General features: G+C 47.3%; 19 protein-coding genes and 1 rRNA gene. 19 read left to right on the forward strand and 1 reads right to left on the reverse strand.

The genetic code is table 11. From position 1 onward, the window contains the following. The 9 genes from rrf to pssA form a co-directional block, all read left to right on the forward strand. Positions 1 to 82, forward strand: a 5S ribosomal RNA gene (gene rrf / locus RCO25_RS35150); the annotation flags it as partial. A 464-nt stretch (positions 83 to 546) separates the two neighbouring features. Beyond that, on the forward strand, positions 547 to 1,008 hold the full coding sequence (locus RCO25_RS25175) for a CtsR family transcriptional regulator (RefSeq protein ID WP_308998861.1): 462 nt from the start codon (positions 547 to 549) through the stop codon (positions 1,006 to 1,008). 35 nt (positions 1,009 to 1,043) lie between these two features. After that, the gene (gene mcsA, locus RCO25_RS25180) at positions 1,044 to 1,565 is read left to right on the forward strand and encodes a protein-arginine kinase activator protein McsA (protein ID WP_308998862.1); all 522 of its coding nucleotides are present in this window, start codon (positions 1,044 to 1,046) and stop codon (positions 1,563 to 1,565) included. Positions 1,566 to 1,584: 19 nt separating this feature from the next. Further along, a complete protein-coding gene (gene mcsB / locus RCO25_RS25185) occupies positions 1,585 to 2,673 on the forward strand; it encodes a protein-arginine kinase McsB (RefSeq protein ID WP_374992162.1) in 1,089 nt (362 codons plus the stop codon). A 2-nt stretch (positions 2,674 to 2,675) separates the two neighbouring features. Then, the gene (gene clpC, locus RCO25_RS25190; protein WP_308998864.1) at positions 2,676 to 5,135 is read left to right on the forward strand and encodes an ATP-dependent protease ATP-binding subunit ClpC; all 2,460 of its coding nucleotides are present in this window, start codon (positions 2,676 to 2,678) and stop codon (positions 5,133 to 5,135) included. A 132-nt stretch (positions 5,136 to 5,267) separates the two neighbouring features. Then, positions 5,268 to 5,615 carry an antibiotic biosynthesis monooxygenase gene (locus RCO25_RS25195; RefSeq protein ID WP_308998865.1) on the forward strand — a complete coding sequence of 116 codons (348 nt, stop codon included), beginning with the start codon at positions 5,268 to 5,270 and terminating at the stop codon, positions 5,613 to 5,615. A 323-nt stretch (positions 5,616 to 5,938) separates the two neighbouring features. Further along, the gene (gene radA, locus RCO25_RS25200) at positions 5,939 to 7,306 is read left to right on the forward strand and encodes a DNA repair protein RadA (protein WP_308998866.1); all 1,368 of its coding nucleotides are present in this window, start codon (positions 5,939 to 5,941) and stop codon (positions 7,304 to 7,306) included. An 11-nt stretch (positions 7,307 to 7,317) separates the two neighbouring features. Then, positions 7,318 to 8,394: a DNA integrity scanning diadenylate cyclase DisA gene (gene disA / locus RCO25_RS25205; RefSeq protein ID WP_308998867.1), complete on the forward strand. Its 1,077-nt coding sequence runs from the start codon at positions 7,318 to 7,320 to the stop codon at positions 8,392 to 8,394. Between the two features lie 88 nt (positions 8,395 to 8,482). Next, the gene (pssA, locus tag RCO25_RS25210; protein WP_308998868.1) at positions 8,483 to 9,229 is read left to right on the forward strand and encodes a CDP-diacylglycerol--serine O-phosphatidyltransferase; all 747 of its coding nucleotides are present in this window, start codon (positions 8,483 to 8,485) and stop codon (positions 9,227 to 9,229) included. A 501-nt stretch (positions 9,230 to 9,730) separates the two neighbouring features. Here the strand turns inward: pssA and RCO25_RS25215 are convergent. Then, a complete protein-coding gene (locus RCO25_RS25215) occupies positions 9,731 to 10,126 on the reverse strand; it encodes a nucleoside triphosphate pyrophosphohydrolase family protein (RefSeq protein ID WP_308998869.1) in 396 nt (131 codons plus the stop codon). Between the two features lie 176 nt (positions 10,127 to 10,302). Between RCO25_RS25215 and RCO25_RS25220 the strand changes: the two genes are divergently transcribed. The 10 genes from RCO25_RS25220 (at position 10,303) to sigH (ending at position 19,707) form a co-directional block, all read left to right on the forward strand. Further along, positions 10,303 to 11,400 carry a PIN/TRAM domain-containing protein gene (locus tag RCO25_RS25220; protein WP_308998870.1) on the forward strand — a complete coding sequence of 366 codons (1,098 nt, stop codon included), beginning with the start codon at positions 10,303 to 10,305 and terminating at the stop codon, positions 11,398 to 11,400. A gap of 149 nt (positions 11,401 to 11,549) precedes the next feature. After that, the gene (gene ispD / locus RCO25_RS25225; RefSeq protein WP_308998871.1) at positions 11,550 to 12,269 is read left to right on the forward strand and encodes a 2-C-methyl-D-erythritol 4-phosphate cytidylyltransferase; all 720 of its coding nucleotides are present in this window, start codon (positions 11,550 to 11,552) and stop codon (positions 12,267 to 12,269) included. Then, the gene (gene ispF / locus RCO25_RS25230; protein ID WP_308998872.1) at positions 12,266 to 12,748 is read left to right on the forward strand and encodes a 2-C-methyl-D-erythritol 2,4-cyclodiphosphate synthase; all 483 of its coding nucleotides are present in this window, start codon (positions 12,266 to 12,268) and stop codon (positions 12,746 to 12,748) included. The genes ispD and ispF overlap by 4 nt, the downstream gene beginning before the upstream one ends. Before the next feature lie 61 nt (positions 12,749 to 12,809). Further along, positions 12,810 to 14,282, forward strand: coding sequence for a glutamate--tRNA ligase (gene gltX / locus RCO25_RS25235; RefSeq protein ID WP_308998873.1), 1,473 nt, complete (start codon positions 12,810 to 12,812; stop codon positions 14,280 to 14,282). A gap of 619 nt (positions 14,283 to 14,901) precedes the next feature. Further along, positions 14,902 to 15,564 (forward strand): serine O-acetyltransferase, encoded by a 663-nt coding sequence (gene cysE, locus RCO25_RS25240; protein WP_308998874.1) that lies wholly within the window; start codon positions 14,902 to 14,904, stop codon positions 15,562 to 15,564. Then, positions 15,561 to 17,000, forward strand: a complete 1,440-nt coding sequence (gene cysS / locus RCO25_RS25245) for a cysteine--tRNA ligase (RefSeq protein ID WP_308998875.1) — start codon at positions 15,561 to 15,563, stop codon at positions 16,998 to 17,000. The genes cysE and cysS overlap by 4 nt, the downstream gene beginning before the upstream one ends. Then, positions 16,997 to 17,425 (forward strand): Mini-ribonuclease 3, encoded by a 429-nt coding sequence (locus RCO25_RS25250; RefSeq protein WP_308998876.1) that lies wholly within the window; start codon positions 16,997 to 16,999, stop codon positions 17,423 to 17,425. Before cysS ends, RCO25_RS25250 begins: the two co-directional genes overlap by 4 nt. 49 nt (positions 17,426 to 17,474) lie before the next feature. Continuing rightward, entirely contained in the window at positions 17,475 to 18,230 is a 756-nt protein-coding gene (gene rlmB / locus RCO25_RS25255; RefSeq protein WP_308998877.1) for a 23S rRNA (guanosine(2251)-2'-O)-methyltransferase RlmB, read from the forward strand. 3 nt (positions 18,231 to 18,233) lie between these two features. Beyond that, a complete protein-coding gene (locus RCO25_RS25260) occupies positions 18,234 to 18,758 on the forward strand; it encodes an NYN domain-containing protein (RefSeq protein WP_308998878.1) in 525 nt (174 codons plus the stop codon). 298 nt (positions 18,759 to 19,056) lie between these two features. Further along, positions 19,057 to 19,707, forward strand: a complete 651-nt coding sequence (gene sigH, locus RCO25_RS25265; RefSeq protein ID WP_308998879.1) for an RNA polymerase sporulation sigma factor SigH — start codon at positions 19,057 to 19,059, stop codon at positions 19,705 to 19,707. Positions 19,708 to 19,741 lie beyond the last annotated feature (34 nt).

Here is a 19,741-nt window from a genome sequence, read left to right on the forward strand (position 1 = left end):
CATACCGAACACGACCGTTAAGCCCTCCAGCGCCAATGGTACTTAGACCGCAGGGTCTTGGGAGAGTAGGACGTCGCCAAGCACGAGAGACCTATCGCATGTGATGCGATAGGTTTTTTGTTGTTTTTACAGTCGGTAAACTTAGAGTAAATAGGACTTGAGCTTCATACAATCTCTATAACCTCTTACTATACATAAGACATGCTTCGCCAAAAACTAAGAAATTTTAAAAAAAGGTTTGAGTACAAAAATTATTTATTATTATTCAGCCAAACTTTGGCCTTCGAGCGAAGCGTATCAACGTTTTATCTTCATAATAACGAAGTCCATGTATAAACAGCGGGTTACCGCACCAAGCTAATATAAAAATGAATTTTAATGAGCACTTGACCTTTTTCCAAAATTGCATATAATAAAATCAAAGTCAAAGAAAGTCAAAGTCAGTTGTTCGAATATTCGGTGTATGATGAAATTGGCTGCTTGGACTTCAATGATCTATTGTTTCAACTTTCGTTTTATTGGTTATTTCTCAGGGAGGTTGGTGGTTTGCGTAACATTTCCGATCTCATCGAACAGTATCTTAAGCACATGCTGCAGGACAGTCCAGAGGGCGCAGTAGAAATTCAGCGCAATGACTTGGCTGACAAATTTTCTTGTGTACCTTCGCAAATCAACTATGTCATCAGTACTCGATTTACCATGGAGAAAGGATACATGGTTGAAAGTAAGCGCGGAGGCGGAGGCTATATCCGAATACAACGGATTGATCTTCCGGCACTGAAGGCGATTCAATTCCACATCGAAGAAACGGTAGGAGAATGTGTCGACCAAAGTGCGGCGGAAGGACTTATTTATCAGCTGGAGGAAGCGAGGCTTATCACGAAACGTGAGGGGAACCTGCTTCGAGCAGCGGTACATCGCGATACGATAGCGCTTAAGCTGCCGCTCAGAGATGAACTCCGAGCTCGATTGCTCAGGTCCATGCTTATCTCATTGCTGGTTAAATAACGAGCAGCCGTTTATACCGGGAGGAGGGATCAGGCTTGTTTTGCCAAGAATGCGGTAAAAAGCCCGCTACGCTTCATTTTACAAAAATCATCAATGGCGAGAAAACCGAATTTCACATCTGTGAAAGCTGTGCTCGTGAGAAAGGCGAAGGTATTCCTGGTGCGCCGAATAGTTTTTCCATTCATAGCTTATTGTCAGGACTTCTTGATTTTGAGCAATTAGGCGGTTCGGGAATTGCCGGTATGAAGGAGCCTGCGCTGCGCTGCGAGGAATGCGGACTTACCTATACACAGTTCAGCAAGATTGGTCGATTCGGCTGCAGCTCCTGTTATCAGGCTTTTGAAGCTAAGCTTGATCCGCTTCTCAAACGGGTTCACAGCAGTACTGTACACAGCGGTAAGATACCGAAGCGCTCAGGTGGACAAATCCAGTGCAAGCGCGAAATCGAACAGCTAAGGCGGAATCTGCAAGAGAAGATTGATCAAGAGGAGTTTGAAAGCGCGGCTCAGCTGCGTGATCGAATACGTGAATTAGAACGTAAAATTGCAGACCTGTAGGCTGGTATAGAAGGAGTGAATGTACCTCTTGACTAAGCATCGATTCTCACAGCATGCGCTTAGCGAATGGATGAAGGACACAGGCCCGGAATCCGAAATTGTCATAAGCAGCAGAGTGCGAGTAGCGCGTAATTTACGTCATCAGCCTTTTCCGTTGCTTGCAACGAATCAGCAATCTAAGGATGTCATGGATCAGTTGACTGAAGTGAGCCAAAGCGGTAAGCTGCAGCCCATGGGTTCATTTGAAACCATTGTTTTGTCAGATTTGAGCGAGCTTGATAAAAGGGTGCTTGTTGAAAAGCATTTGATCAGTCCCAATTTAGCGAACGAATCGCGATGCGGGGCCGTTATTTTAAGCGATAATGAATCTGTTAGCATAATGATTAACGAAGAAGATCATTTGCGCATTCAATGTTTGTATCCTGGTTTTCAAATCCAAGAGGCATGGGCATTGGCTAGCGGAATTGACGATATTTTTGAGGAATCTGCCGATTATGCTTTTGATGAAAAACGCGGTTATCTAACGACTTGTCCAACTAATGTTGGCACAGGTATACGGGCTTCGGTTATGATGCATTTACCGGCGCTTGTGCTTACGTCGCAGATCAATCGCATATTATCAGCAGTCACGCAGGTGGGTTTAGCGGTAAGAGGATTGTATGGCGAGGGCAGTGAGGCGCTTGGCAACTTGTTTCAAGTGTCAAACCAAATTACGCTTGGTCAATCCGAGAAAGAAATCATAGACAATTTGTACAGTGTAGCAAGACAAATTATCGAGCATGAGAAAGCAGCGCGTAAGCGCCTCATGCATGATTCAAGGCTGAGAACGGAGGATCGGATAAAGCGATCATACGGGATTTTATCTTATGCACAGATCATGGACTCCAAGGAAGCGGCACAGCGTTTATCGGATGTGCGGCTTGGCGCGGACCTCGGTATTTTATCTGATGTAACGCCGCAAGTGTTGAATGAGCTTTTGGTAATGACTCAGCCTGGATTTTTGCAACAAACCTTCGATGAGAAGATGAGTCCAGAGCAGAGGGATTTTAGGAGAGCAGAACTCATACGCAAGCAATTGCGTGGTGAAAAAGGCCATGGGGGTGCGTAAATATGATGTTTGGAAGATTTACGGAGCGAGCACAGAAGGTGCTTGCATTGGCGCAAGAGGAAGCGGTTCGTCTCGGACATAACAATATAGGAACAGAGCACATTTTGCTTGGCCTTATTCGCGAAGGGGAAGGAATAGCGGCTAAAGCATTGATCGGGTTAGGTCTTGGGCTTGAAAAAATTCAAGATGAGGTTGAAGCTTTAATCGGCCGCGGTCAAGAGCAGCCGAATAACATCGCTTATACGCCTCGTGCAAAAAAAGTGATCGAGCTTTCGATGGATGAAGCCAGAAAGCTAGGACATACGTATGTTGGTACAGAGCATATATTGCTTGGACTGATCCGCGAAGGTGAAGGCGTTGCGGCACGCGTGCTTAACAATCTTGGTATTAGCCTCAATAAGGCGCGCCAACAGGTGCTGCAGCTGCTAGGAAGCAGCGAAGCCGTATCAAGCAACCACGGTTCGCCGACTAATGTAAGTACGCCTACGCTTGACGGTCTTGCAAGAGACTTGACTGCTTATGCGAAAGAAGGAAATCTCGACCCTGTTATTGGACGCAGCAAAGAAATCGAGCGCGTTATTCAAGTGCTAAGCCGTCGGACCAAAAACAATCCCGTGCTAATCGGGGAGCCTGGCGTAGGTAAAACAGCGATTGCCGAAGGCCTTGCTCAAAAAATTATCGAAAATGAAATTCCTGAAACTTTGCGCGATAAACGAGTAATGACGCTGGATATGGGGTCTGTGGTTGCGGGTACGAAATACCGCGGCGAGTTCGAGGACCGTCTGAAAAAGATCATGGATGAGATTCGCCAAGCAGGCAATATCATTCTATTCATTGATGAGCTTCATACACTGATCGGTGCTGGCGGAGCAGAAGGCGCGATTGATGCATCGAATATTTTGAAGCCGTCTTTAGCACGCGGCGAGCTTCAGTGCATCGGGGCTACGACACTGGATGAGTACCGTAAATACATCGAGAAGGATGCAGCGCTTGAGCGCCGCTTTCAGCCGATTACGGTCGATCAACCGTCTCCTGAAGAAGCCATTCAAATTTTGTACGGCTTACGTGATCGTTACGAAGCTCATCACCGTGTGAAAATTACGGATGAAGCAATTGTGCAGGCAGTTAAACTTTCTGATCGTTACATTCCAGATCGGTTCTTGCCGGATAAAGCCATCGATCTTATCGATGAAGCAGGATCGAAGGTACGCTTGCATTCTTACACGGTACCGCCGAATTTGAAGCAGCTTGAGAATCGTCTGGAGGATATCCGCAAGGAGAAGGATGCAGCGGTTCAGAGCCAAGAATTCGAGAAAGCGGCAGCCCTTCGAGACACAGAGCAAAAAATTCGCGAAGAGCTCGACATAACCAAAAACCAGTGGAAAGAAAAACAAGGACGTACGGATTCCGAAGTAACCCCAGAGGATATCGCTCAGGTTGTAGCCAGCTGGACGGGAATTCCGGTAAGTAAAATGGCTGAAGGTGAGACCGAGCGTCTGTTGAAAATGGAAGATATTCTTCATGACCGTATTATCGGACAGGAAGACGCAGTCAAATCGGTATCGAGAGCGATTCGCCGCGCGCGTGCCGGCCTCAAGGATCCGAAGCGTCCAATCGGTTCATTCATTTTCTTAGGGCCAACGGGCGTTGGTAAGACAGAGCTGGCAAGAGCGCTTGCTGAAGCGATGTTTGGCGATGAGAACGCGGTTATCCGCATTGACATGTCGGAATACATGGAGAAGCATTCGACTTCACGTCTAGTCGGAGCGCCTCCGGGCTATGTCGGCTATGAAGAAGGCGGACAACTGACGGAGAAAGTACGCCGCAAGCCTTATTCCGTAGTCCTGCTCGATGAGATCGAGAAAGCACATCCAGAAGTGTTCAATATCTTGCTTCAAGTGCTTGAGGATGGTCGTTTAACCGATTCGAAAGGACGCGTTGTTGATTTCCGCAATACGTTGATCATTATGACTTCCAATGTCGGAGCCGATCAAATCAAAAAGAATTCTTCCCTTGGCTTTACTGCCGTTCAAGATGCAGGGCGCGACTTCCTGCAAATGAAGGACAAAGTTATGGCTGAGCTCAAGAAAAGCTTCCGTCCAGAGTTCTTGAACCGTATTGATGAGAGCATCGTGTTCCATTCGCTTGGCGAAGAGCATATTGCCCGAATCGTTACGTTGATGTCGGAGGAGCTCCGCAAGCGTCTACGTGAGCAGGAGGTTGATTTCGTACTAACGGATGCAGCAAAAGCGTTCCTTGCTAAGGAAGGCTACGATCCGCAATACGGAGCGCGTCCGCTTCGCCGGGCGATCCAAAAGCATATCGAGGACCGTCTGTCCGAAGATTTGCTTATGGGTAAAATCCAAAAAGGCGACACGTTCACCATTGACGAAAAAGATGGCGGCTTAACGGTCAGCAAGTCCATCCCAGAACAAGAGCCTGAAGAATCGACAACGAAATAAACGATAATATCTAACTGTCCCGCAACCAGATAAGCTGTTTGCGGGACAGTTTTTATTATCGCAAATAATTAACAATGAGAATCATTATCGTATAATGAGGGGATAGCATTACATAGAATGGGAGGAACAACGATGATAGTTGTTACTAATACAATTAAGGTGAAAAAGGGTCACGGGGAGACGGTAGCCAAGCGTTTTCAAAACTCGAAAGGTATTGATTTATCTCCAGGCTTTATCCGCATGGAGGTATTGTTTACAGAAGGGTTAGAGGAAATTGACGAGCTTAAGGTCAGCACGACATGGGAAGATAAAGCTTCGTTTGAAGGATGGGTAAACAGTGATTCCTTCCGGCAGGCGCATGCTCATAGAGGCGGACAGCAGCCGGGCGCAGAGGGTCAGCAAACGGAAAGCGTAATGCTCGGCTCGCAGTTGTCCACGCATCGCGTTTTAGTCGCCCGCCAGGCCGGAATAGAAGGGTAAACCGCACGCTCTCTTATCCACAGTGGATAACGGGAGCGTTTTTTTGTTGATTTCGAATAAACAGATTGTGGGGATATGTTGATGACTTGTGGATAATGTTGATAAGTTGTTGGCAAATCTGTGGATAACTATGATGGGAAATGAAATGGATAGGTTTAGCTGTGGGAAACGAATAATAGTAAGGGTATCGTCTTTTTTCATTCACAATGTGGGTTTATAGATGGGGGATAAAATGGTAAACTTTATGTAGTGTCATTTTAAGCATAATCGCTAGGGATGGCTTCATCTATTTTTGCTAGCCCATAACGTTTAAGGAGTACAGAATGGCCAAAATAAAATCGAAGTTTGTTTGTACGGAATGCGGTACCGAATCGGCAAAATGGCTGGGGAAATGCCCTGGTTGCCATGCTTGGAATTCAATGGTGGAAGAGAAAGAAACGGTTGTGAAGACGAAGGGCGTCGGATTGTCTTCGTTTCATGCGAAAGAAAAGCCGCAGTCCATCATACATATAGAAAGTGGGCAAGAGCCTCGTATTGAGACGAGAATGCTTGAGCTTAATCGTGTGCTCGGCGGAGGCGTCGTTCCTGGCTCGCTTATCCTTGTAGGCGGGGACCCCGGTATCGGGAAATCGACGCTGCTGCTTCAAACCTCTCATGCCCTAGCGGTGAAAGGGCTGAAGGTTCTCTATATTTCCGGGGAGGAGTCAGTGCGGCAAACGAGGCTTCGGGCGGACCGCCTCGGCGCTCTGACGGAATCGCTGTATGTATTATGCGAGACCAATATGGAGCAAATTAACGATGCGATTGAATCGGTACAGCCGGATTTTCTCGTCATCGACTCGATTCAAACCGTTTATGATCCTAATGTTCAATCAGCTCCCGGCAGTGTGTCGCAGGTTCGCGAGTGTACGGCGCATTTTATGAGAGTTGCCAAAATTAAAGGGATCGCAACGGTGCTGGTCGGGCATGTCACGAAAGAAGGAGCAATTGCCGGGCCTAGGCTGCTTGAGCATATGGTGGACTGTGTCCTTTATTTTGAAGGGGAGCGTCATCATACGTACCGGATTTTACGCGCAGTAAAAAACCGCTTTGGATCGACGAATGAAATCGGTATTTTTGAGATGGGCGAGGATGGCTTGCGGGAGGTTTCCAATCCTTCTGAATTGTTTTTATCTGAGCGTCCGCTTGGCGTTTCCGGTTCGACGGTTGTCGCTAGCATGGAGGGCACGAGGCCTGTGCTTGTAGAGCTTCAAGCGCTTGTGGCTACAACCAACTTCCCTTCACCAAGAAGAATGTCCACCGGTATTGACCACAACCGGATGGCGCTTATCATTGCGGTATTGGAGAAACGAAACGGCATGTTTCTACAAACGCAGGATGCTTACTTGAACGTAGCGGGAGGCGTGAAGCTTGATGAGCCGGCAGTCGACCTTGCTGCCGCGGTCAGTATTGCCTCCAGCTTTCGGGATGCGCCGACGAAGCCCTACGACGTTATTTTTGGCGAGGTGGGGCTGACAGGAGAGGTTCGTGCGGTGTCGCGAGCGGAGCAGCGGGTGAAAGAAGCGGAGAAATTAGGATTCAAACGAGTTATTATGCCGGAAAAAAGCTTAAAAGGGTGGAAGCCGCCCGCAGGCATAGAAATCATTGGCGTAACCACAGTGTCGGAAGCACTTAAGGCTGCGCTTGGATAGGGGGGCAGACGATGAAGGAACCTACTCAGCTTGAAATTATGAATCAATTATTGCAATTAGTCGCACCAGGTACCCCTTTTCGTGATGGGCTTGAAAATGTGCTTCGGGCGAAAACGGGGGCTTTGCTTGTAGTGGGCTACAGTCCAGAGGTGATGGAGGTTGTGGATGGAGGATTCTCCATTAATTGCGACTTCTCGCCCAACTATTTATATGAGCTTGCAAAAATGGATGGCGCGATTATTTTGAGCGAGGATATGCGCCGGATATTGTATGCGAATACGCAGCTTATTCCGAACAGCTCTATCCCGTCGATTGAAACAGGTATACGTCACCGTACGGCGGAGCGTGTAGCGAAGCAAACCGGAAAGCTGGTCGTTTCCATCTCACAGCGACGCAACATTATCACGCTGTACCAAGGCAACCTTCGTTATTCACTGAAGGATATGGGCGTAATTTTGACGAAAGCGAATCAAGCGATCCAAACGCTCGAGAAATATAAAGCAGTGCTAAGCCAATCGTTTACGAATTTGTCAGCGCTTGAGTTTGAGGAGCTTGTTACCCTTCAGGAAGTAGCCCATGTTATCCAACGTGTTGAGATGGTGCTGCGCATCAAGATGGAAATTAAACGTTATGTGAACGAGCTGGGTACGGAAGGCCGCCTCATCAGCATGCAAATGGATGAATTGGTGGGCGGTGTCGAAGAGGATGCTTGGTACTTACTTAAGGATTATGCAAAAGAGAATTCGGATGAGAAGATTCGGGAAATTCGGGCGGGCCTGAAAAAGCTGAGCTCAGAAGAGCTGCTTGACGCGCCGCCGATCATCCGTCTAATCGGATACCCACATACGAGTAATATGAGCGATGAATCGGTTTCCCCCCGCGGCTACCGTCTGCTTAACAAAATTCCGAGATTGCCGCTAATTATTATGAATAATTTGATCGAGCGTTTTGGACGTTTGCCTCATATTCTGATGGCGACGATCGAAGAATTGGATGAAGTTGAAGGCATTGGCGAGGTACGGGCACGGGCCATTAAGGAAGGTCTCAAACGGATCCAGGAGCAGATGTTCATTGACAGGCAAATCTAAATCCCATACAATGGATTGAATGTGGTCCTTTAACGCGGATATACATTCGTTAAGGGTTTTGGGGCATAGTAGAGAAGAGGTGGAAAAGATGATCGCAAAATCGATACCGAGCCTTCTCACGGTGGGGAACTTATTCTTAGGAGTAATCGCCATCATTCTTGTATTCAACGAAAAACCAGATACAGCGGCTATGATGGTGTTAATCGCCATGCTGCTTGACGGTGTAGACGGACGCGTTGCTCGGGCGCTGAACGTTCAAAGTGAATTCGGTAAGGAGCTTGACTCGTTATCCGATGTGATTTCGTTTGGCGTAGCACCGGCTTTTATTATGTATGTGGTCGCTTTTCAGGATCTTAATCCAGCCTTTGCTTGGATCGTTACGGCGTTGTTTCCCATATGCGGGGCATTACGGCTTGCTCGCTTCAATGTCATTTCAAGTGCACCAGGGTACTTTATCGGTCTTCCGATACCAGCTGCCGGCGGTGTGCTAGCCACGCTCGCATTGTTCAAAGATGATATTTACGTATCGGTGCTGCTTACGAGCACGGTTGTTCTTTCATTGCTAATGGTCAGTACGATCAAATATCCAAACTTTAAGAAAGTCGGTATTCCGAAGAGTGCGATTTGGGTTGTACCAATTGTCATCGTTGTTGCCGTGGTACTTGGCTTATTTTTCAAAAATGAACTTTCCAAAATATTGTTTGTACCGCTGCTGTTATATGCGCTGTACGGCCTAAAAAAAAACGTTGATCGCCGATTGCCAAAGCGGAATCGGAAACGCAAGAAACACGACGAGATTGTGGACGATACAGTTCAATCAGAGAAGCCGGCGTGACATGCTGATATTGAATATGCAATACAAAAATAACGAGTCTAAGCACAACTAAATGTGTTTAGACTCGTTATTTTTTGTTTATTATTTAGATTATTGCTTGTTATAAGCGGTTTTAAATTCAAATAAGAAAACAATATAATATTTATAAAATGAAAGTCGCATAATAACAGTTATACGACAAAATAAGACACAAAAACTAATTTTCCACTTGCTATTATATGACAATAATACCATATTAACAACGTTTGTCGTAGTTGTCCAGGTAAAAAGAACCTTTCGATCTAGTCTGTTAGATATAGCCGATTACGCAGAACTGTATCGAAACCGAAACACACCATTTGACGCTGCTATCGTAGATCTGGTAATGCAATTACCCTAGGATGAAATCGCATTGTACTTCAGCTGCATTCATAACATAACAAAGTGAAATAGGCCTGAAATAAAAGAAGCTTAGAGGAGACGAACTCCTCTAAGCTTCATGTTGATTACAATAGTTTTATTCTACGTTAAATTAAACAGACCTAGAGTCGAGCATTTGTCGTATTCATCCGCAATCACTTCGTCCAGTTGAATATTGAGAAGATTACATAAAGCAGTCATGTAAAACAGGTTGCGGCCCAGATCGTTCTTAAGCGCGTCGCGACAATGCTCGCACACGGCTCCGGTGAGATGACTTTGCAGCGTCGTTTTGGCATTTTCGAGATTCAGGTCATCCGAGTATTGCTGCTTGCGGGCATTTAATTCGATACAGCCGCAATCAGTTACTGCTTTCGTGACTGCGCGATTAACAGAAGCACCCGACTGTCCGAATTTGGACATTACATCTAACAAACTGCGGTGACGAAGCAGCAATTCGGATACTTGCTGCTGAAATTGATCCAGTGTAGGAGCGCTCATCGGTTCCACCTCTTTCACCCACCTCTTTTGTTGTTATCTTAATTTCCATTATAAGCTTCATCCCGTCCGTTTACAAAATGTGAATTATTAAAATTTATAAATGTTTGCAATTAATAGGGTCACCCACGGTTAGCAAGGCAATTATTGGAACATAATTGTAGTGGAGGTGAACCATAATGGTTAGACGAATAATTCAACTAATGGGAATGTTGTTCGGTGGTATGGCAGGCGGTGAAGTATATGGATGGATAAATGGAGCGGCCGTATGGTCAGGCTCATCCTTCGGCATGCTACAGCGATCCGGCACTTATTACATGAATGTAGCAATTGGCGCGGTTTTTGGTGTGGTTGTGGCAACGATGTTAGCAGGACAAATCATCCGTTTTATGCAGAAGGGTGCGGAGCAGACTGCAGCACTGCCGATGCAGCAGCTCATTGCCGGGGCAGGAGGACTTCTTGCAGGTTTATTGCTTACTGTTTTGATCTATCCCGCTGTATCTGGCTTAGAGGGGATAGGGAGCCTTATTCCTGCTGCTATGATGGTATGTTTCGGATATTTGGGCATGCGTATTGGTTTGCATAAGCAGCAAGAGCTGGCAGAAGGCTTTGCTGCCTTGCTGGAGAAGCGCAGAATCGCACCGGCTGCTGATGAAGCGGGCGGCTATGAAGAGCATAAGATACTCGATACGAGCGTTATAATCGATGGACGGATTGCAGACATCTGCAAAACTGGTTTTATTGAAGGTACGCTTGTCATTCCGGAGTTCGTGCTTGAGGAGCTTCAACACATTGCAGATTCATCTGATTTGCTGAAGCGCAATAGGGGACGCCGCGGGCTCGATATTTTGAACAAAATTCAAAAAGAGCTTGATGTGAAGGTTCTTATTTACGAAGGTGATTTCGAAGAAATCGGCGAAGTGGACAGCAAGCTTGTGAAGCTCGCTAAGGCGCTTCACGGCAAGGTTGTTACGAATGATTTTAATTTAAACAAAGTTTGCGAGCTGCAAGGTGTCTCGGTGCTCAATATCAATGACTTGGCAAATGCGGTTAAGCCAGTTGTCTTGCCTGGAGAAGAAATTATCGTACAAGTGATAAAAGACGGCAAAGAGCATGGCCAAGGCGTCGCCTATTTGGATGACGGAACGATGATTGTCGTTGAGGGCGGTCGCGAATATATTGGAACAACAATGGAGGTGCTCGTAACGAGCGTATTACAAACCTCTGCGGGCCGAATGATTTTTGCAAAGCCGAAGCTGTTGGAAAAAGCGCTGTAACAAGGTATGATAGTACTATTGTTCGAGCGCAAACGGCTAACGCCGCTCTGTAGCGGCAAAAGCTCGTTTCGCGGTGAAAAATAAGCCTATAATGAGAGTGAATCTTATAAGCGCTTATTTTTTAACACAGTGTGAGGCGGGTTGAAGGCATGGGAGCAGATTGGGGAGTTATCATCGTAGCGGCCGGACGAGGCACGCGGATGGGGACGAAGGAAAGCAAGCAATATTTGCAGCTGGGGGACAAGCCCATACTTGTTCATACGCTAGAGCTGTTTCAGTCGATGGATTCGGTCAAGGAAGCGGTACTGGTCGTTGGTAGCGACGATGTGGAGCGCTGCCGTAATTGGGTGACGCAATATGGAATTTCAAAGGTAACGGCTGTTGTAGCCGGGGGTAAAGAACGCCAGCATTCCGTATATTGCGGGCTGCAGCAGCTGTCAACAGACTGGGTGATGGTCCATGACGGGGTGCGGCCGCTGGTAACTGCGGATGCTGTACGTGCTTGCTGCAAGCAGGCTGAACAAAGCGGTGCTTCCGTGTTAGCCGTTCCAGTTAAAGATACGATTAAACAAGTAAATGAAGCGGGTGTGATCGTTTCGACACCGGACCGCCGAAGCTTGTGGGCGATACAAACGCCGCAAGCTTTTCGACGTGTCCTGCTGCTGGAAGCGCATGAACGCGCGCTCGAAGAGCAGTTCATCGGAACGGATGACGCGATGGTTGTCGAGCGTTTAGGCGCAAACGTCACTGTTGCGGAAGGCGAATATACCAATATTAAAATTACGACGCCTGAAGATTTACCGTGGGCGGAATTTCTGCTTGCGAAGCGTCGTGCCGACATGGCAGAGGGGAACGGTGAGCAAGGATGATTCGAGTTGGACAAGGATTTGATGTGCATCAGTTGGTAGAAGGACGTCCCTGTATTATCGGGGGGGTAACGATTCCTTATGAGAAGGGCCTGCTCGGTCATTCAGACGCGGATGTGCTGCTGCATGCGATAACAGATGCGATTCTGGGTGCTCTGGGACTTGGTGATATTGGCAAACATTTTCCTGATACGGATGCCGCATATAAGGACGCAGACAGCTTAAAGCTGCTAGAAGAGGTATGGAAGCTTGTACGCGAGCGCGGTTATAAGCTTGGCAACATTGATTCCACTATCATTGCACAGAAACCGAAAATGCTGCCTTATATTCCGCAAATGGCCGAAATCATTGCCAAGGCACTTGAGGCTGACATCACACAGGTGAACGTAAAAGCGACAACCACCGAGCAGCTTGGATTCACGGGACGCGGCGAAGGAATTGCGGCGCAATCCGTTGTTTGTCTAATCATGGATGTGATATGATCGGATTTATTGCTTACGAAGCTAGCTTTTGCTTCGCAAAACTTTTAGGAGGTATATTGAAATGACAGCAGAAGTTCGAGTTCGTTATGCCCCATCTCCGACGGGTCATTTACATATAGGGAATGCAAGAACGGCCTTATTCAATTATTTGTATGCAAGAAATCAAGGCGGTAAATTCATCATTCGAATCGAAGATACAGACGTGAAGCGCAATGTTGCGGGCGGAGAAGAGAGCCAGCTAAAATACTTGAAATGGCTTGGCATCGATTGGGATGAAAGCATCGATATCGGAGGCGGATACGGGCCTTACCGCCAGACCGAGCGTCTTGATATTTACAAAAAATATTGGCAAGAGCTTCTCGACCGTGGTCTTGCTTATCGCTGCTATTGCTCGGAGGAAGAGCTGGAGCAGGAGCGGGAAGAGCAAACAGAGCGTGGAGAAACCCCGCGTTACTCCGGATGGCACCGCGATCTGACAGAGGAGCAGCGTCAAGCTTTCGAAGCAGAAGGACGCGTGCCGAGTATTCGTTTTCGTGTCCCGGAAGGCCGTACTTATGCTTTTGACGATATCGTTAAAGGTTCGATCAGCTTCGATACCGCCGAGATGGGTGATTTCGTAATTGTTAAGAAAGACGGTATCCCAACGTATAACTTTGCGGTTGTGCTGGATGATTATTTGATGAAAATCAGCCATGTATTGCGCGGAGAAGACCATATCTCGAATACGCCTCGCCAGCTGATGATTTATGAAGCACTAGGATGGGAGCCGCCGCAATTTGGCCATATGACGCTGATCGTGAATGAGCAGCGCAAAAAGCTAAGCAAACGCGACGAGTCTATCATCCAGTTCATCTCACAGTACGATGAACTAGGCTATTTGCCAGAAGCCATGTTCAACTTTATTACGCTGCTTGGTTGGTCGCCGGAAGGCGAGCAAGAGATATTTACGCGTGAAGAGCTGGTGTCAGTATTTAATCCGGAGCGCCTAAGTAAAAGTCCTGCTGTATTTGATACGCAGAAGCTGAGCTGGATGAACAATGAATATTTGAAAAAAGCGGATTTGGAGCGGGTGGTTGACCTATGTTTACCGCATTTGCAGCGTGCCGGCCGTACAGCTGGCGACCTTGACGCGGAAGGCAGAGCTTGGGTGACGGATCTTGTGGCGCTGCATCAGGACAAGCTGCGCTCTGCTTCGGATATCGTGCCTATGACTGAGCTTTTCTTCCGAGATACCGTAGTGGATGAGGAAGAGGCTGTCGCAGTGCTTGCCGAGGAGCAGGTTCCAACCGTGCTTCAAGCCTTTTTAACTCTTGTTGAAGCGGGCGAAACGCCGTTTCAGGTTGATGGGATCAAAGAGATGATTAAGGCAGTGCAGAAAGAAACAGGCTTCAAAGGGAAGCAGCTCTTTATGCCGATTCGTGCAGCGCTTACTGGACAAACACATGGTCCGGACCTCAACCAGTCACTTGCTCTGCTCGGCAAAGAAAAAGTGATAAAGCGTCTCCGTGATCGCTTAGCCGGCAAAACGGTGTAGCTTTTCTGCACTCGACTATTTGAGAAACATAATACCCTTGTCACAATTTTGGGTATTCGGTATACTATGACTTATAAGTGAATGAATTGAACGGCCATGAACAGGAGAAGTACGTTTGCTTGTGGATTCGCAGAGAGGACAACCGTCATTCGAATCGGCGTCACATTATGGTGTGGCAAAAGAGACAGAATGGGGCTGAAAGTTGTCTGGTCCGCCGAACGGAAATATGCACCTGGGAGCTTTGTTCCGAGCTGCTTCAGCATGTAATGCACAACCATATGGATTAGGCGGAGACGCTGTATCATTCATGTGACCAAGAGCGTACATTGTGCTGGGCAAGGTAGGCAGCAACGTGTCGTCTGCGTTAAAGACGATGAGATGAACAATCGACAGCTGGTAGCTGCCTGGTTCGTTCAAGCAGAGTGGAACCGCGAGATTACACGCCTCTGCAGCATAATATGCTGCGGAGGCTTTTTTTATATATAAGAATTTATAAGTTAGTTGTCACTAATAAGTGTGCTTATATATTTTCGCGAAACGAGCTTTTTCCGCCAAAGGGCGGCTGCAGCCGTTTACGCTTGTTTAGAAAATTATGAGTGTATGATAAGGAGCATTGCTTATGTTTCGTCATTTTCGATCGGACATCCAGGCGGTATTTGAGAATGATCCGGCTGCACGCAGCCGTTTTGAGGTTGTGTTCACCTATTCAGGTTTGCATGCCATATGGGCACACCGCATTGCTCATCCTTTATACCGCAGAGGCTGGTTTACGGTAGCGCGCATGATCTCTCAGGTGAGCCGGTTTATGACGGGCATTGAGATACACCCGGGCGCACAGATCGGCGATCGGTTGTTTATCGATCACGGCATGGGCGTAGTCATTGGTGAAACCTGCGAAATCGGTGATGACGTCGTTATTTATCAAGGCGTCACTTTAGGCGGTACCGGAAAAGAAAAAGGTAAGCGTCACCCGACAATTGGCAATAATGTTGTTATTGGCTCAGGAGCGAAGGTGCTGGGTTCCTTTCAAGTAGGCGAGTTTTCCAATATTGGATCGAATGCTGTTGTGCTTCGGGAAGTGCCGACGAATTGCACGGTTGTCGGAAATCCGGGTCGTGTCGTGAAACGAAACGGGGAGCGGGTTGGCGACCGGCTGGATCATACGCAGCTTCCTGACCCGGTCATCGAAATGTTTCGCACGATGCAGAAGGAAATTGATGATTTGAAAACCGAACTGAAGCAGCTTCGGAAACCTGTAGCTGGAGGAGAAATAAGAAAATGACAGTATCTATTTATAATACGGTGTCAAGGCTGAAGGAGCCTTTTACAGTGCAAGAGCCGGGCAAAGTGAAAATGTATGTTTGCGGACCAACGGTCTATGATTACATTCATATCGGCAATGCGCGTCCGGTTATTTTCTTTGACGTCGTTCGTCGTTATTTAGAGGATATAGGGAACGAGGTTCAATATGTCGTTAACTTTACGGATGTTGACGATAAGCTTATTCGCAAAGCCGAGCAGCTTGGTACGACCGTACCGGAAGTAGCGGAAACGTTTATTGAGGCATTTTATGCAGATATCGAAGCGCTTGGTGTTCATAAGGCGACGCTGAATCCGCGCGTTACGGAGCATATTCCGCAGATTATTACGTTTATTCAAGGGCTAATAGACAAAGGCTATGCTTATATGAGCGATGGCGATGTTTATTACCGTACGGCTGCATTCTCGGATTACGGTAAGCTCTCTCATCAGAATATCGAAGAGCTGCAGTTCGGTATTCGGGTTGAGATTGGCGACCGCAAAGAGAATCAACAGGACTTTGTCTTATGGAAAGGCGCGAAGCCGGGAGAAATTAAATGGGAAAGCCCTTTTGGCGATGGACGCCCTGGATGGCATATCGAGTGCTCGGCTATGGCCCGCACATATCTTGGCGATACGCTTGATATCCATGGCGGCGGACATGATTTGCAATTTCCGCATCATGAATGCGAAGTGGCACAATCCGAAGCGCTGACAGGCAAGCCGCTTGCGAACTACTGGATGCATAACGGCTATATCCATATCAACAACGAAAAAATGTCTAAATCGCTCGGCAACGGCATTACGGTTCATGAACTGGTGAAGCGGGTTAAGCCGCATGCTATCCGCTACTTTATGCTATCCACTCATTATCGAAGCCCGCTTAATTTCAGCGATGATACGGTTGCCCAAGCGGAGAATAGCGTTGAGCGGATTGCTAACTGCGCGGCCAATCTCAAGCATAGGCTTTCCGCGGCTAAAGCTGATTTTTCTGAAGCCGTTGAAAGCGAGAATGGTCTTGTTTCATCCGGAGATGAGGCGTTGGATGCGAAACTTAAAGCTATACATGAGCAATTTCATGCGAAAATGAGCGATGATTTCAACACGCCGGATGCGATTACCTCTGTATTCGATTTAGTGGGCGAGGCAAATCAATATCTCAACCGTGCCGATGCGGCCCATAGCGGCATTCACGCATTGCTGACGCTTCTAGAGCGTATGGATGCCGTGCTGGGATTGCTTCCGCAGGAAGCCGGCGCTGAGCTGTTGGATGCGGATATTGAACAGCTTATTGTGGAGCGGACAGAAGCGCGGGCGTCCAAAAACTGGGCGAGAGCCGATGAAATACGTGACCTGCTTACGGAATTGAATATCGTGCTCGAGGATACGCCGCAAGGTATCCGTTGGCGGCGCAAATGAGCGAGCGAAACGATACGAACATGCTGCTATTCCATCCTCCCTCCAAATCACCGCAGCTGATGAATCCCGTTATTCTGGCTTATATGGGAGACGCGGTGTTTGAGCTTCTTGTAAGGCAATATTTAATTTCGCTTCCAAACCAGAAGTCCCATCATATCCACCGCGAAGCGACGAAGTTCGTTTCAGCAAAGGGACAAAAAAGAACGCTGGATCTTTGGCAGCCGCATTTGACGGAGGAGGAGGCGGACATTGTCCGCCGCGGACGCAATTCTAAATCAGGCGCTCCTCCCAAAAATGCAGACCTTGCCGATTACCGTCTTGCAACTGCTTTGGAGAGTTTAGTCGGCTATCTCTATTACGAAGGCCGAATAAATCGCATACATGAACTATTTTCGATCGCGATCGGGAAGAAAGAAGATCTATAAGGCTTTAACAGCCATTTTGTATAGGAAAACCATATGAGGAGGGTAACCGATGACTGAAGAAACCGTTCAAGATGAGATGATTGCCGGTAAACACCCGGTGCTGGAAGCGTTGCGTTCCGGCCGTGAAATTAATAAGATTTGGATTGCTGACGGCGCACAGAAGACGTTGACTCAGCCGATTGTCGCAGAAGCCAAAAAATTCGGTATCGTCGTGCAGTTTGTGGATAAGAGAAAACTGGACAGCCTGACTCCGGGAGTTACACATCAGGGGGTTGTTGCTCAGGCGGCGGCCTTCGCTTATGTGGAGGTAGAGGAGATTCTCGAGCGTGCGAAGCAGAAGGACGAGCTCCCTTTTATATTGCTGCTGGATGAGATCGAAGACCCGCATAATCTAGGCTCGATTTTGCGTACGGCTGAATGCACGGGCGTTCATGGCGTTATTATTCCAAAAAGACGTTCCGCCGGATTAACGGCGACCGTTCTTAAGACATCGGCGGGAGCAGCGGAGCATGTGCCTGTTGCACGCGTGACGAACCTCGCGCAAACCATTGATAAGTTAAAGGAAGCGGGCGTATGGGTAGCGGGAACAGACCTAAGTGCTACGCAGGATGTTTATAAAATGAAATTCGATATGCCGCTAGTCGTTGTAATCGGTAATGAAAGTAAAGGAATGGGAAGACTCATTAAGGAAAAATGTGATTTTCTCGTGAAATTGCCGATGCTTGGCCAATTGAACTCACTGAACGCTTCTGTTGCCGCAGGCGTTCTTATGTATGAGGTCGTGCGTCAGCGCCGGAGCATTTAGGTTATGAACCGGCGCGACGATATTTTATTAGTCGACGGTTATAACATGATTGGTGCTTGGCCGGTTCTGGAGAAGCTGAAGGAGTATGATTTGGAGGAAGCCCGGGATAAGCTGCTGGATATGATGGCAGATTATCAAGGTTTCACAGGCATGCAGGTTTACGTCGTGTTTGATGCGCATCAGGTTCCGGGTCTAGGTGCTACTTATCGGCATCATAAGCTGATGATCGTTTACACGAAGGAAAAAGAAACAGCGGATGAATGCATCGAACGCCTTTGCTCGGAGCTTTACGTTCGCCGCAGGAACATATATGTTGCGACATCTGATCTAGTGGAGCAGCATGTTGCCTTCGGCAAGGGCGCACTACGCGTCTCTGCCCGCGAGCTCCTTATTGATATTGGCCAAAACCGTAAAAATATTGAGCAATCACTACGCGAGGATAAGCCTGGAAAACGTAATTCGGTAGACGGGATCGTCAGTCTCGAAGTCCGCAGCCAGCTAGAGAAGCTTCGGCGCGGAGAGAAATAAAGGAAATAGATGTTTTTTATTGCTGCTAGAGTAGGGCATAATGTTTCAGTATGTTCCACAAAGTTACAAAATTGCTAGTAAAACGATAGCTTTCGGACCCCTGATTGGTTGACGGTGGAAGGTTACATAATGTATACTGGCTCTAATATTAGCGATAAGAACGTGTTGATTTTAGACAGTGTACATTCTTATCTTTTGATGCAAATCGCTGTTGAGCCCATGTGTTTGGGAGTAGCAGGATAGGTTTGCTTGAATATGAATCTAGCGGTGTACGCCTTGCAGGCCGGAGGGATAGTTCGTGAGTATCGACCTCAAAGAATGGAGTACGCTCGAGTATGACAGCAGTACGGACGAGGAAATCGTCGAAGCGGTCCGCAATGGCGACAGCATAGCGTTGGAATATTTGATTAATAAGTATAAGAATTTTGTGAGAGCCAAAGCGCGCTCGTATTTTCTTATCGGTGCGGATCGTGAAGATATCGTGCAGGAGGGTATGATTGGTCTATACAAAGCAATTCGTGATTTTAAAGGGGACAAGCTAGCTAGCTTCAAGGCCTTTGCAGAATTGTGTATAACTAGGCAAATTATTACCGCCATCAAAACAGCCACGCGTCAGAAACACATCCCGCTTAATTCCTACGTATCGCTCGATAAGCCTATTTATGATGAAGATTCGGATCGCACGCTGCTTGATGTCATTTGTGGAACGCGAGTATCTGATCCTGAAGAGCTAATTATCAATCAAGAAGAATTCGTTGGCCTAGAAGATAAGATGTCCGAAATATTAAGCGATCTTGAACGTAAGGTTCTTATGCTTTATTTGGACGGAAGATCGTATCAGGAAATTGCCGTCGACTTGGATAGGCATGTGAAATCCATAGACAACGCGCTTCAAAGGGTAAAGCGCAAGCTTGAACGTTACTTGGAAGTCAGAGACATTAGCGGTTAAACGCATTCATACGTAAATCGTCATTAATGAGGGC

Source organism: Paenibacillus sp. LHD-38 (assembly GCF_031157315.1).
Taxonomy (GTDB): domain Bacteria; phylum Bacillota; class Bacilli; order Paenibacillales; family Paenibacillaceae; genus Pristimantibacillus.